Annotated in this window: 11 protein-coding genes; 5 read left to right on the top strand and 6 right to left on the bottom strand. The window is 70.7% G+C overall.

The features are described 5' to 3' along the window. Positions 1-246: 246 nt before the first annotated feature. Complete coding sequence (locus K1T35_RS17150; protein ID WP_220261131.1) at positions 247-1,488, top strand: helix-turn-helix domain-containing protein; 1,242 nt, start codon at positions 247-249, stop codon at positions 1,486-1,488. Positions 1,489-1,509: 21 nt separating this feature from the next. On the opposite strand, the gene K1T35_RS17145 is transcribed toward K1T35_RS17150, so the two are convergent. Both K1T35_RS17145 and K1T35_RS17140 read right to left on the bottom strand, forming a co-directional pair. Then, the gene (locus tag K1T35_RS17145) at positions 1,510-2,490 is read right to left on the bottom strand and encodes an NADPH:quinone reductase (protein ID WP_220261130.1); all 981 of its coding nucleotides are present in this window, start codon (positions 2,488-2,490) and stop codon (positions 1,510-1,512) included. 2 nt (positions 2,491-2,492) lie between these two features. Further along, entirely contained in the window at positions 2,493-3,068 is a 576-nt protein-coding gene (locus K1T35_RS17140; protein ID WP_220255862.1) for a PadR family transcriptional regulator, read from the bottom strand. 172 nt (positions 3,069-3,240) lie between these two features. Between K1T35_RS17140 and K1T35_RS17135 the strand changes: the two genes are divergently transcribed. Beyond that, complete coding sequence (locus K1T35_RS17135; RefSeq protein WP_220261129.1) at positions 3,241-3,864, top strand: alpha/beta fold hydrolase; 624 nt, start codon at positions 3,241-3,243, stop codon at positions 3,862-3,864. A gap of 840 nt (positions 3,865-4,704) precedes the next feature. Here K1T35_RS17135 and K1T35_RS17130 read toward each other — a convergent pair. Further along, complete coding sequence (locus K1T35_RS17130) at positions 4,705-5,184, bottom strand: Lrp/AsnC family transcriptional regulator (RefSeq protein ID WP_220261128.1); 480 nt, start codon at positions 5,182-5,184, stop codon at positions 4,705-4,707. A gap of 127 nt (positions 5,185-5,311) precedes the next feature. Here K1T35_RS17130 and K1T35_RS17125 point away from each other — a divergent pair, with 127 nt between their 5' ends. Next, positions 5,312-7,627, top strand: a complete 2,316-nt coding sequence (locus K1T35_RS17125) for a pyruvate dehydrogenase (RefSeq protein ID WP_220261127.1) — start codon at positions 5,312-5,314, stop codon at positions 7,625-7,627. Between the two features lie 97 nt (positions 7,628-7,724). Continuing rightward, positions 7,725-9,143 carry an amidase gene (locus K1T35_RS17120; RefSeq protein WP_220261126.1) on the top strand — a complete coding sequence of 473 codons (1,419 nt, stop codon included), beginning with the start codon at positions 7,725-7,727 and terminating at the stop codon, positions 9,141-9,143. Between the two features lie 43 nt (positions 9,144-9,186). On the opposite strand, the gene K1T35_RS17115 is transcribed toward K1T35_RS17120, so the two are convergent. From K1T35_RS17115 to K1T35_RS17105, 3 genes are read right to left on the bottom strand one after another with little or no spacing between them, the layout of a single operon-like run. After that, positions 9,187-10,374 carry an amidohydrolase gene (locus tag K1T35_RS17115; protein ID WP_220261125.1) on the bottom strand — a complete coding sequence of 396 codons (1,188 nt, stop codon included), beginning with the start codon at positions 10,372-10,374 and terminating at the stop codon, positions 9,187-9,189. A 7-nt stretch (positions 10,375-10,381) separates the two neighbouring features. Next, positions 10,382-11,689 (bottom strand): MFS transporter, encoded by a 1,308-nt coding sequence (locus K1T35_RS17110; protein WP_220261124.1) that lies wholly within the window; start codon positions 11,687-11,689, stop codon positions 10,382-10,384. An 8-nt stretch (positions 11,690-11,697) separates the two neighbouring features. Further along, positions 11,698-12,894: a dipeptidase gene (locus K1T35_RS17105; protein ID WP_220261123.1), complete on the bottom strand. Its 1,197-nt coding sequence runs from the start codon at positions 12,892-12,894 to the stop codon at positions 11,698-11,700. Between the two features lie 140 nt (positions 12,895-13,034). Between K1T35_RS17105 and K1T35_RS17100 the strand changes: the two genes are divergently transcribed. Further along, entirely contained in the window at positions 13,035-14,183 is a 1,149-nt protein-coding gene (locus tag K1T35_RS17100) for a CapA family protein (protein ID WP_220261122.1), read from the top strand. The last annotated feature ends 32 nt before the right edge of the window (positions 14,184-14,215 follow it).

Below are 14,215 nucleotides of genomic sequence, written 5' to 3'. Positions count from 1 at the left end.
CCGATGAGCACTCACGCCCAGCAGACCGGACATCCGGGCGCGGCCAGGAGTTTTCGGCGCCCATACCGACACCGCAGCGCGAGCAATCCGTTACTTTCCGTGTCGGAGCACCCAACTTTCAGCCTATCGGGTGATACTCCTTCTGGAGTAGTGCCGTGCCTGCGCCATACTGTCGCCGCCGGAGGCGGGTTCCGCCAGCAGCGTCGCGGCCGGCCCATCGCGCAGCCCGACCGCTGGGGGAAGAACATGTTCGTTTCCGGCCACTCGACCACCTCGGTCGCGACCGGCGACGAACCCCTCGGGCTGAGCACCGACATTCCGCCCGGGCTGGCCGAGAAGCTACGGCCGCTCGCCGACTCCCTGGTCCGGGCGGCGCTCCCCGAGATCGAGCGGACCATCCCCGAGGGCGAGTTCCGCGACGCCATGCTGAACAAGCTGCACAGCGCGATCGACGAGATCCTCGGCCGACCCCGCGATCGGGACACCCGGAACGTGGACTGGGAGTCGGTGTTCCGCAGGGCAGGCAGGGCCGAGTTCCTGGCAGGCCGGACGAGCGACTGGATGCAGATCTCGCTACGAGCCGGAACGCGCGCGGCGTGGCAACAGCTCAGCACCGAGGGCCGGTCCACCGGCTTGTCCGCGGAGACGCTGCTCATCATCGCCGAGTCGAGCTTCGCCGCGGTGGACGAGGCCGCTGCCGCTGCCGTCGAGGGATACCGGGCGGCCGAAACCGCGGCGCGGGCGAGGGCGGCGGATGCGCGCGAGCACGCTCGGCGCCGGCTGACGCGCGCTATCCTTGCGCCCGAACCGATCGCAGACGAATGGCTGCGCGCCGCCTCGGACGCGGCCGGCTGGACCGTTCCGGACCGGATCGTGACGGTCGCCGTGGAGTGCCGCAGCGACCTGGACCGCCTCGGCGACGTGGGCGAGCACCGGGATGCCCTTGTCAGTCTCCAAAGCCCGACGTGCGTAGTGCTCCCCGACCCCGGGGACGACCGGCAGATCGTCACCGACCTGGTCGCCGACAGGCGGGCCGCCGTCGGCCCGCCCGTCCCGCCCTCCGACGGTCACCGTTCCCTCGAGCTCGCCCGGCGCCTGCTCGCGCTGGCGCATTCCGGAGCCGAGCCGCCCGGCAATGTCACATGGTGCCGGGACCACCTCGCCACGCTGCTGCTGCTCGCCGATCCCCTCCTCACCGACCAGCTGCGCGAGCAAATCGATGCCGCGTTCGCCGGCCTCACGCCCAAGCAGCGCGATCGCATGGCGAGCACTCTGCTCGTCTGGCTGCAGACCCGGGGCACGCACAACGAGATCGCCGCCCGCCTCGACGTGCACCCGCAGACCGTCCGCTACCGGATCCACCAGCTGCGCCGGCTCTTCGGCGACAAGCTCACCGATCCGGACGCCAGGCTGACGATGGAGCTCGCGCTGCGCGCACACATGCTGCTCGCCCCCCGCAGGGGCCCGCAGATGGAGAGGTCCCGATGAGGAGGTCCCGCCGGAGTTTCTCTACCGGGGGATGTCGATCAGTACGCGGCCACGGCCGCCAGCGTCGATGCGGTCGTGGGCCTTGGCGATGTCGGCGAGCGGGAAGCGATCGCCGACATCGACGGTGAGAGCGCCGGCGGCGGCCGCGGCGGTGAGGTCACGGGCGGCCTGGCGTCTGGCCTCGGCTGGGAAGTCGTCGCTACCGAGCAGGCGCAGGGTGACGTTGCTGAACAGCAGGGTCCAGAACGGGATCTCGGTGCGGTCGTCGCGGGTGGCGTACGCGGCGATGACCGCGCCGTTCGCGGCGACGGCGTCGTCCAGGTCGGCGTTGTCGGACAGGGAGACTTCGATGATCCGGTCCACGCCATCGGGTGCGTGGGCGCGGATCGCGGCGGCTGGGTCGCCTGAGTCGAGGGCGACGGCGTGGGAGACGACCGCGGGATCGATCCGGTTCAGTTCGGTGCCGCGTCGGACGGTGCCGATGACCGTGGCCCCGCCCCAGCGGGCGAGCTGGGCGGCGAGTGAGCCAACCCCGCCGAGGACGCCGTTGACCAGCACGAGTGTGCCGTCGACGGCGCCGTCAGCGAAGACGGTGCGGTGCGCTGTGATGCCGGGGATGCCCAGGCTCGCGCCGAGGTCGTCGGACAGGTGGTCGGGCAGTGGGACGGCGAGGTCGCCGGGGACGACGGTGTACTGAGCGGCGGTACCGAAGGGGCGGTAGGACTGCGCGCCGTACACCCACACGCGCTGCCCGACGCGGCGCGTGTCGACACCGTCGCCGACGGCGTCGACGATCCCGGCGGCGTCGCTGTGCGGGACCACCCGCGGATAGGGCATGGCCGAGCCGGTCCAGCCGCGCCGCTTCTTGGTGTCGCCGGGGTTGGAGCCGGAGACGGTGACGCGGACACGGACCTCACCAGGACCAGGGGTGGGGTCGGGCAGCTCACCAAGCCGGAGCACTTCGGCGGCCGGGCCCTGCTGCTCGTACCAGGACGCAAACATGTTCAGTCCTTCCGATCACGGGTGTGGGTCTGGGGGTGGGGCTGTTCGTCCGCCGCTCGGATGCCGTCGCCGTCCAGGACCTCGCGGAGCCAGGCGCGTTCTGCGCGGCTGGTGGCGCGGGCGGTGAGCAGCATTCCGCGCCGGTAAGGGTCGGCGACCTGCTCGGCGCGCAACGGTGTGTCGCCGTCGTAGAAGAAGCTGGCAGGAGCCTCCAGGAAGTCCAGGCGGCGGCGCAGCACGGCGTGCTGCTCGGCGCTGTCGGGCAGCAGCGAGAGGAACGTCAGGATCGTGAACCAGCGGGAGAAGTCGGTGATTTCGTGCTCGGCCGGTTCCCTCAGCCGCCGCAGCATGTCCTCGCGTCCTGCTGCGGTCAGGTTCAGCACGTACCGGCCGCCGCCCGCCTCGGGTGCGGGGCGCCGTTCGATGAGCCCGGCCTTCGTCAGCCGGTTGATCGCCGGGTAGAGGGTGCCGTCGCTGACCGGACGGCTGTAGCCGGTCAGGTGCGTGATGCGGCGGCGCAGCTCGTGACCGGGCAGGGAGCCCTCGGCGAGGAAGCCGAGTATCGCGAGGTCAAGCATGATCCCAGGATCTCACATCGAAACGATGTGCACATCGTTTCGATGTTATGGTGAGTTCGGAGGCCCCCTCTGTACCGCCTGCAAGGCCACCCCGGGTGGGCCCGCCCGCGCTGCATCCTGCCTGGATCAGCCTCCCCTCCCGGCGGAGCGCGACGACATAAGGAAGAAGATCATGACTGCCGCTACCCCCCGCCAGACCTACGTGACCTCCACCGACGGCACAAGGATCGCCGTCACGGTCACAGGCCAGGGCCGTCCCCTGGTCGTCTCCCCGGGCGCCCTCAACGCCGCCCAGGACTGGCAGATCCTCGCCGACCTGCTGGCCCCGCACTTCGCCACCTACGCGATCGACCGCCGCGGCCGGGGAGCCAGCGGCGACAACAGCGAGCACACCATCCAGCGGGAGGCCGACGACATCGCCGCAGTCCTCGACCTCGCCGGCCCTGACGCGATCCTGCTCGGCCACTCCTACGGCGGACTGGTCACCCTCGCCCGCGCCCTGCACCAGCCCCCGCCGGCGTTCATCCTCTACGAGCCCCCGATCCCGCTGGGCGGCCCCGTCGGCGGCGACGCCCTCGCCCCCTTCGAGGAGGCCGTCCAGGCAGGCGACCTCGACCAGGCCCTCACCCTTGGGCTGCGAAATTTCCTGAAGTTCCCCGACGAGGCCATCGAGGAGTTCCGCCAGACCCCGTTCTGGGCCATCCGCGCGTCCACGACCCCGACGTGGGCCCCGAATGGTGCCGTCAACCTGCCCGAGGCCTCTGCTCCCCGGAGCCGGTCCAGTTTCGCAGCCTAGCGCCGAAACTCTGAACTGCACGCTGGAACGGCTCGATCTCCGCGGCGAGTTGCTCTTCGGCCAGAGGACCAGGAGCGGCTTTCGTTCGAGCACGAAGAGCACTGGTAGATTCGGCTTGTGGCGGTCGAGTATTGCCGTCCGACTCGGCCAGATTGGCCCAGCACGGCCGCGGCGCGGTCAGCTCCGAATTTTCGCCGTGGCCGTGCTGGCGTGGGATTCGATTCCATCTTCGCCGCTACCGGTGGCGTCCTGTCCGACTTTGATGCTTCCCAGCCCGGGCTTGGGCGATGCGCCGATCAGGGGAGGTCATCGCGGATCGCGACGGAGGCAAGTCGGATCTTTACGAAGCTCGGCAGGGAGATCTCGGTGCGCCACCGATCGAGCACAAACTAGACGAGTTGCCACGTCCGCCCGAACCTGACCAATCGTCAAGTCCACCCGGACCTGACGGATCGTAAAGAGGTCGACCACGCCAGCAACCCACAGCACCGTCAAACCGCAGGTCAGAGGCCTGATCAGTGCAGTAGAGGCATGTACGTGACCCTCTGACTGCCAGTACGGTCAACGGATTGCGTTGACCTGCGAAAACAGAGAATCCGCTGCTCGGACTGGTGCAGTACGACGCAGCTCGGGCGCCTCCACGCCAGCTTTGATTCGCTGGCTACAGCATCGAGAGGCCGACACGGCGGGTGACCGCACCAAAGGGAGCCGCTGTACATGCCCGCCGCCACCCGCACCCCACGCTCGCCGATCGAACAACCACCGCTGATTCTGGCTGTGCCACATCGCAACCCGGCTCCTCCGCAAGGAGGCGTCACAACGGGTGCCTCGGTCCGTCAGCTATGTGGTCGCGATCCGTTCCAGCAACGGCATCGTCCGCTGGTCCACGAGGGTGCGCATAACGAGCGACGTGGTGGTGCGTTCTACGCCATCGGTGGCGAGCAGCTGGCCGGCGATCCGGTAGAGGTCGTCCGCGTCGTGGGCCGCGACGCGCACCAGCAGGTCGGTCGACCCGGACAGCCCGAGCACCTCCAGCACCTCAGGCACATCGCGCAACGCGGCCCCGACCTCGTCGAGCATCCGCTGGGTCACCTGGATCATGACGAACGCGGTGAGCGGGTAGCCGAGCGCTGCCGGATCGATCCGCCGCTCGAACGACGCGAGCACCCCGCGCGCCTCCAGACCAGCGAGCCGCGCCTGCACGGTGTTGCGGGACAGTCCGGTGCGCTCGGCCAGTGCCAGCACGGTGGCCCGGGGACTCTCGGTGAGCGCGAGCAGCAGCCGCGCGTCAGTGGCGTCGACCGCCTCCGGACTGCGCACAGTGCCCGCCCTCCCCTTTCGCAGTGAGGTCGATAGTGAGCATATTGCTCAACATCGACGCCGCCGCTTGTGCAGACCTCGCCATGGTGCTGCCATCTGCGGACATCATGGCACGAGGAGGATCCTGATGACGACGGTCGCAGGCCAGCCGGACACGACCGCGCCCCCGCTTCCAGTGCTGCGGGAGATCGAGCAGCACGTGCTCTGGCTCGCCACCGCGATCGTCCACCACGCGAACCGCGTGCGCCCCAACCCGAACGCACTGAAGGTCGGCGGCCACCAGGCCTCCAGCGCCTCGATGGTGACGATCATGACGGCGCTGTGGTTCGGCCACCTGAGGGCGCAGGACCGGGTCTCGGTCAAACCGCATGCCTCGCCGGTGCTACACGCGATCAACTATTTGATCGGCGAGCTCGACGAGCGCTACCTGACGACACTGCGCGCGTTCGGCGGCCTGCAGGCCTACCCGTCACGGTCCAAGGACCCGGACCCGGTCGACTACTCCACCGGCTCCGTCGGTATCGGCGCGACCGCGCCGATCTGGGGTGCCCTCGCCCGCCGCTACCTCGCCTCCAAGGGCACCGACGGCGGGACCGGGCGGCAGTACTCGCTGGTCGGCGACGCGGAACTGGACGAGGGCGCGGTCTGGGAGGCCATCCTCGACCCGATGGTCGCCGAGCTCGGCGAGGTCGTCTGGATCGTCGACGCCAATCGCCAGTCCCTCGACCGGGTCGTCCCGAACATCGGCATCCCCCGGCTGCAGGGCATGTTCGCCGCCGCCGGCTGGCAGGTGCTCACCGTCAAGTACGGGCACCTGCTCGAAGAGCTGTTCACCCGGCCCGGCGGCACCACGCTGCGCCACCGTATCGACGACATGTCCAATCCGGAGTACCAGCGGCTGCTGCGCTGCACGCCGGAACAGCTGCGCGAGCGCGTCCCAGCAGGCGAGCCCGAACTGGCCACGCTCGTCGCCGGGCTGGACGACGCCACGCTGTACGCGGCCGTGCGCAACCTCGGCGGCCACGACCTCGCCGCCCTCGACCACGCCCTGGCAGCGATCGACGACACCCGGCCCACCGTGATCTTCGCGTACACCGTGAAGGGCCACGGGCTACCCACCGAGGGCCACCCGCAGAACCACTCCTCCCTGCTCACGACCGAGCAGATGACGCATCTCGCCGAGACGCTCGGCCGATCGGTCGACCGACCATGGGCCCGGTTCCCGGATGGCTCCGAGCCCGCCCTGCTCTGCGCCACGACGGCCGAGCGGCTACGTCGCGAACCCGCCTCACCCACGCCCCCACCCGCGATCCCCACCGACTTCGGCCGCACCCCCGCGGGCACCGCCACCACCCAGGCTGCGCTCGGCCGAGCCCTGCTCGACCTCACCCGCTCAGCCCCCGGCGCAGCCGGCCGAGTCGTCACGCTCTGCCCGGACGTCAGCAGCTCGACCAACCTGGCCGGCTGGGTCAACAAGGTCGGCGTCTGGTCCGCCTGGGAACGGACCGACTGGTTCGCCGACGACCCCGAGACGATCCTGCACTGGCGCGAACGCCCGACCGGCCAACACCTCGAACTGGGTATCGCCGAGACCAACCTCGTCGGGCTCCTCGGTGAGCTCGGTGCCACCTGGAGCCGTTGGGGCGAACCCCTGCTCCCGATCGGGGTGCTCTACGACCCGTTCGTCGAACGCGCCTTGGAACCCTGGTCCTTCGGCATCTACGCCGGTGGGCAGTCCATCCTCGTCGGCACCCCCTCCGGCGTCTCCCTTGCGCCCGAAGGCGGAGCCCACCAATCGATCACCACCCCGTCCGTCGGGCTGGAGCAGCCCGGCTGCACCGCTTACGAAGCGGCCTTCGCCATCGATGTCGAGTGGACCCTGCTCGCCTCACTCGCCCGACTCGGCCGACCCGACGGCACCTCGGCCTACCTGCGCCTGTCCACCCGCCCCGTCGACCAGACCCTCGCCGCCGTCCCCGCCGATCCCGCGGCCCGCGAGCGCCGCCGCCGTCAGGTCGTGGCGGGCGCCTATCCGCTGCGCCGCTCCGCAACACCGCCCGCCGTCACGATCGCCGCGATGGGCGCCACCGTCCCCGAGGCACTCGCCGCCGCGGACCGGCTCGACGCGATGGGCATCCCCGTGGACGTCGTCTGCGTGACCAGCCCCGGACTGCTGTTCGACGCTCTACAGGCCCGCGCCGGCCAAGCCTCGGGCGAGACCTGGATCCTCGACGCCGCCTTCCCAGCCCGACGTACCGCACCGATGGTCACCGTGCTCGACGGGCATCCGCACACGCTCGCGTTCCTCGCCGGGATCCACCAGGTGCGGGCAACCCACCTCGGCGTCACCCGATTCGGACAGTCCGGCAATCTCCGTGACATCCAACGCCACCATGGACTCGACACCGACAGCATCGTCGGGGCCGCCCTCGACCTCGGTTGACACGACCACTCCAGTGAGCTGAGAATGTGCCACTAGTCGGCACAGCCGTTCCGCGATAGTGAACATGTGCTGCCGTCCAGCTAGATGGAGAGCACCCATGACGTCCGCACGCGCCGACGGTGTCCTCGCCTACGACCCGGCCACCTTCGAGGGGCTGCGCTTCCACACCTCGGTGACGGCCTTCCGCGACGGCACCGACTCCCCGCGCGAGTACCTGGAGCGGTGCCTCGCGACGATCGCCGAGCGCGAGCCCGTCGTGCGGGCATGGGTCGTCCTGAACGCGGACGGCGCCCGTCAGCAGGCCGATGACAGCACGCGGCGCTGGCAGCACGGCGAGCCGTTGTCGCCGATCGACGGGCTCCCGATCGGCATCAAGGATCTGCTGGAGACCCGGGACATGCCCACCCAGATGGGGTGCGCGGCGTTCGCGGGGAACTTCCCGAAGCGGGACAACGCCGCGGTGTGGGCGCTGCGCCGGGCCGGCGCGGTCGTGCTCGGCAAGACCGTGACCACGGAGCTGGGCGGTCCGGAGCCGAGTCCCACGACCAACCCCTTCAATCCGCGGCACACGCCGGGCGGATCCTCGTCCGGCTCGGGCGCTGCCGTCGGGGCGCGGATGGTGCCGGCCACGATCGCGACGCAGACCGGTGGCTCCCTCATGCGGCCGGCGAGCTTCAACGGGGCCTGGGGCCTGAAGCCGACCCAGGGCGCCATCAACCGCGGCGAGCGGCAGACCGCCAGCATGACGTCGCACGGCGTCCTGGCGGCGTGCCCGGAGGACATGTGGCTGATCGCGATCGCGATCGCCTCGCGTGCGGGGGGCGACCCGGGCCGGCCCGCCCTGCACGGTCCCGCCACGCCGCCGCCCGCCCGCAGGCCCGGCACGGTGGCCGTGATCGAGACCGAGGCCTGGGAGCGGCTGGAGCCCATCAGCCGCGGAGCGTTCGAGCAGGTCATCGCGCAGGTCGAGGCCGCCGGCGTGACGGTCCTGCGGCGCGCCGACGACGCCGTGGTGGAGCGGTTCGAGCGGTCCCTCGTGGGCGTGACGGACCTCGGGAGCGCGATCCTGGCGTGGGAGCACTACTGGGCGTTCCGGGACATCGTGGCGAGCACCCCCGACGGCGTCAGCGCACGCGGCAAGCGGTTCTTCATCGAGGCCGCGGAGCAGCTCGGGGCAGCGGGGTACGAGGAGGCCCTGCGCACGCGCGCCGCGGTGCAGGCCACGTACGCGCTCCTCGGCCCTCGGGTGGACGCCGTCATCGCGCCGACCTCGAGCGGTCCCGCGCCGGAATGGTCGGGCGACGTGCCCGGGCAGGAACCGGTCCGGTGGCCGACCGGGGATCCGGGCTTCAACTTCCCGAGCTCCCTGCTCGGCGCCCCCGCGGTGAACGTGCCGCTGATGGGCGTCGGCGGTCTTCCCTTCGGCCTGCAGGTGATGGGGCAGCCGGGCACGGACGCCAAGGTCACGGCCATCACGCGGTGGATGGGTGAGGCCCTCACCCCGGTCAGCGTCTGAACCGGGACGGGGCCGCCCGGCGGGCGGCCCCTTGCCCTGCCGGTCAGCCGACCGGCGGCTCCTCCCGCCACACGAACGGGCCGGCCTCGGTGAGGCGGCGGCGGAGCGCACCGTCCCGGGCCGCGTCGGCGATCGTCCACGCCAACGCGAGCCCGCCGTCGTGGATCGCCCGCGCGCCCTCGGGTCCCGAGGCGGTGCGGGCGAACGCGGCGGTGTGGTTCCCGTCCTCGGGCGGGGAGTCGAACGACAGGACCGGATGGATCGCGGGCATGTGGACCGCGACCTCGGCCATGTCCGTGGACCCGAGCGAGCGGTCGGCGTAATCGGGGAAGGTCCGGCCCAGCGCTTCGGCGTTGGCCTGGAACAGTCCGGCCAGATCCAGGTCGTGGCGGAAGCCGTTGACCGAGGCCAGCTGGGTGATCTCCATGCCGACGCCCGCGGCGAGCGCGCCTGCCTCGAAACAGCTGCGCACCCGGGGCCACAGCAGGTCGACGTCGTCGAGCGAGTTGGCTCGGATCATGCATTCCACGGTGGCCGCGCCCGGGATGACGTTGACGGCGGTGCCCGCCTCCTTGACCCAGGCGTGCACCCGGTCCGCATCCCGCTTCTGCTGGCGCAGCAACCCGATCGCGACCTGCGCGACGGTCACCGCGTCGGCGGCGTTGAGCGCCTCGAACGGGCGCGAGGCGTGCGCGGTACGTCCCTGATAGGAGATCGACCAGTGCCGGACCGCCCGGATGTGCGGGGCGGCCATGTCCTTCAGCGTGGGGTGCATCATCATCGCGGCGTGCAGGCCGTCGAAGGCCCCCTCGCGCAGCATGATCACCTTCCCGGTCAGCACCTCCTCGGCGGGGGTGCCCAGCAGCCGGATCGTCAGGTTCAGCTCGTCGGCGACGGGGGCAAGGGCGAGGGCCGCCGCCACCGACGTCGCCGTGATGATGTTGTGCCCGCACCCGTGCCCGATCCCCGGCAGCGCGTCCAGCTCGGCGCACAGGCCGATCGCGAGGGACCCGGTGCCCGCGGTCGCCGCGAAGGCCGTGTCCAGCCCGGCCACCCCTTCCTCGACGTCGAACCCACCGTGCGCCTTCAGCAGTTCGACGACGGCAGCGGCGGTCCGGTGCTCCTCGAAGGCGATCTCCGGGTGCGCACCGATCCGGCGCGACAGCTCGACGACCGCGGGCTCGTGCCGGGCGAACTCGGCGGCGATCCGGTCCTTCACCGATGCGGACATGGAGACCTCACCTGACGCCACGGAGCACCTCGGACTCTTCGTCGTGCTCGACCGGGTCGGGTTCGACCACCGCGCGGTTGCGCGTCTCCGGCATGGCGACCACCACGACGACCAGGGCGATCACCGCCAGCACCGTGATGTACGCGCCGGGCGCAAGGCGGCCGAACCACGCGGTGAGCAGCGCTCCGAGGATCGGGGCCGTGCCGCCGAACACCGCATACGCCATGTTGTAGGCCAGCGCCGTGCTGGTGGCGCGGATGCGCGGTGGCACGATCTCGACCGCGATGATCGTGGCCGACATGCCGATCACCGCGGCCGGCAGGACCAGGAGGATCTCGGCGGCCAGCGTGGTGAGCAACGTCCCGCCGCTCGCCAGGAGGTACGCCGGCACGGACCCCACGACGGCGAGGACCACCCCGACGACCAGCAGCGGCTTGCGGCCGAACCGGTCGACGAGCACACCGGTCAGCACGCACATCGCGGCGCACAACAGGAGTGCGACGACTCCGGCGGTCAGCACGGTGCCGTCGGAGAGACCACCGGTCGTCACCAGGTAGGTGGGGAAGTAGCCGAGGAGGTTGTGGACGACGACGGCGAGCAGGGCGAAGATCGCGAAGAGCAGGAGGAAGAGCCGCCAGTCGCGGAAGGAGTCCCGCACCGGGCTGACCGCGACCTCGCCCCTGCTCTCCAGGGCGCGGAAGGTGGCCGTCTCCTCCAGGCGCAGCCGCATGTAGAGCCCGACCAGCGCCATCACGCCGCCGAAGAGGAAGGCCAACCGCCAGGTCCAGTCCGCGTACGCCTCCGGCGACACCAGCTGCAGCGCGAGCAGCGCGAGCGCGGCGAATGCCGACCCGACGAAGGTGGCGCTGTTCACCGCGCTGACCCACAATCCACGCCGGTGCGCGGGCGCCTGCTCCATCACGTAGGAGGCCGCGCTCGTGTACTCGGCACCCATGGAGACGCCCTGGGCGAGGCGGCAGCACAGCAACAGCAGCGGGGCGACGGCCCCGGCCGTCGCGTAGCCGGGCAGCACCGCGATCGCCGCCGTCGACACCGCCATGATCAGCACGACGGCGGACAGTGCTGTGCGTCGGCCGAGGCGATCGCCGATGCTGCCGAACACAGCCGCACCGAGCGGGCGGACCACGAAGGCGATGCCGTAGACGGCAAGGGTCGACAGGATCGCCAGGGTGGCGTTCCCGTTCGGGAAGAAATGTTTGGCGATGACCGTCGCGGACGCTCCGTAGATCACGAAGTCGTAGGACTCGACGGCGTGCCCGACCATCGCGGCGCCGAGAACCTTCCTCCTGTTCATGGCGCGCTTCACCAGACCTTCTCGAGCACGCGGAGCACGTTCCCGCCTATGACGGCGGTGATCTCGTCGTCCGGGTAGCCGTGCTTGACCAGCCAGCGGGTGATGTTGCGGAAGCACTCACCGGGGTTCTCCATCCCGGCGACGGCCTCGACGGTCTCGAACCGCGGACCGGACCGGATTGTGTCGGCGACGCCCCACTTCTGGCTCATCACGTGGTGGATGTCCAGGTGGTCGCCGAAGAAGGTGTCCGGACCGAAGGCGACGTGCTCGATCCCGACCAGGTCGACGCAGTAGCGGAAGTGGTCCATCACCGACTCGATGGTGTGCCGCCGGTGCCGCGGGCTGACCGTGGTGTACGGGGCAGCCTCGATCCCGATGATCCCGCCGGACTCGGCACAGGCCCGGATGACCTCGTCGGGCTTCATCCGCGGGGTGTCCCAGACCCCGCGCGCCCCGGCGTGGGTGATGAGCACGGGCCGCTCGCTGGCCTCGATCACCTCGAGAGCGGTCCGGTCCCCGGAGTGCGACACGTCGATGGCCATCCCGAGCTGGTTCATGCGACGGACGGCGCGCCGACCGAGCGAGGTCAGGCCACCGTCGCCGTGCTCGCGCAGCCCGCTTCCGAGGGCGTTGGCGTCGCTGTAGGCGATGCCCATCTGCCGCACACCCAGCCCGTAGAGCACGTCGAGCCGGTCGATCTCGTTCTCGATCAGCGCCGCGCCCTCGAGGCCCGCCACGACGGCGAGCCGGCCCTCGGCGTGTGCGCGCCGGATGTCGGCGACCGACTCGGCCCGGATGACGTAGTCCTGGTGCGCGAAGTCGCAGAACCGCATGCCGAGGTCGGTGATGACGTCGTCCCACTTCCAGCCGTTGCGGGACTCGCAGGCACCCCAACCGAGGTTGTCGAACACGGCGTCCAGCCCGGAACGGCTCAGACCCACGTAGCCGTAGGCGAGCCGGGCCTCGCGGTTCCAGTCGAGCAGCTCCGTCCTCGCGTGCCGAGGCAACCGCACCGGATGGTCGTGCAGCGACACCACGACGGTGTCGGCGAGGAGGCGTTCCGCCCGCGCCGACTCGTCCTCCGCCAGCCCGAGATCGTGCTCCGGAAGCCGGTCGACGTCGGCCGAGAGCGCGAACTCGGTGTAGTCCGTTCCCGCCTCCAGGTACGAGAACGACTGGTATCCGCTGTACCGGCTGGGTGCCATCGCGGTTGGCCTCCGGGGCTTCGAGGATCGACAGAGCGAGCATTCGTTCACCACTGCGGAACACACGTGCTACCTTGCGGCACACTATTCGAACGGAGCTCCGCTCCCCTGTCAACCACCGCGCGCCCCGAAGGAGGCCCGTGAAGATCGTTCTCGTCGGCGACACCGTCCTCGCCCGAGAGCCCGCAGAGCGGCGGGACGACTCGGCCCTCCGCATCCTGCGGACCGGGGACCTCACGATCGCGAACCTCGAGGCTCCGCTGGTGGACACGGACCACCCGACGGAGAAGGAGATGACGATCCGGCTCCCCACGTCGACCGCAGTGCTGCTGCGCACCATCGGCGTCGACGTCGTCTCACTGGCCACGAACCATGCCCTCGACCACGGCGCGGAGGGGTTGCTCAACACGATGCGAGCCCTGGACGACGCCGGCATCCGGCACGCCGGAGGCGGCCGCACGCTCGCGGAGGCCGATGCCGGGGTCGTCGTCGACACCGCGTCCGGTGGGCGGGTCGCCGTGCTCAGCTTCTGCGCCACCCTGCCCCCGGGCGCCAACGCCACGGAGGCCCGACCCGGCGTCGCCCCGCTGAGGATCGACCAGAGCTTCTCGATCGACGGCACGCTTCTGCAGGAGCAACCCGGCACGCCGCCGTTCGTGCGCAGCGCCGCTCAGGAGACCGACGTCGTGCGGGTCGAGAACCGGGTGCGTGCAGCCAGGTCCGAGGCCGACCGGGTCGTCGCGTGCCTTCATTGGGGCGTTCCGTTCGCCTACCTCCCCCCGAACCAGGGACCGCTGGCGCAGTACCAGCAGGACCTCGGCCGACGACTCGTCGATGCGGGGGCCGACGTCGTCGCGGGAACGCACCCCCACTGCTTGCACCCCGTCGAGCGGTGGAACGACGGGCTCATCCTCTACTCGCTCGGCAACTTCCTGTTCCACGCGGGCGAAGTGAGACGACCCGACACCTACTTCGGCCTCCCCTACCGGGCCTCCCGCCTCTTCGAGGCGACGGACTGGTTCGACAGCGCCGCCTTCGATGTGGAGATGCCTCCGGCGGGCCCGCCGCGACTGCGCATCACCCCGATCACGCTCGACGCCACCGGCGAACCACGACTCGCCGCGCCGGCTGCCGCCGCCAGGATCAGGGCGCTCGTCGAGCGATCCTCCCGCGAACTCGACCCGTCGGTCCGCGTGGACCCGGATGGAACCGTCCACTTCGGAGGTTCCCCGAGCACGGTCGCACAGATGCCGCAGCCGACAGTTGACGCCTCGTCACCCGCGCCTTAACGTTCCGTCAGTCGATACGCCGTTCACAATGG

The organism is Pseudonocardia sp. DSM 110487 (assembly GCF_019468565.1).
GTDB lineage: Bacteria > Actinomycetota > Actinomycetes > Mycobacteriales > Pseudonocardiaceae > Pseudonocardia.
Note: the sequence above shows the minus strand (reverse complement) of the source record. Positions and strands in the feature narration are given on the sequence as shown.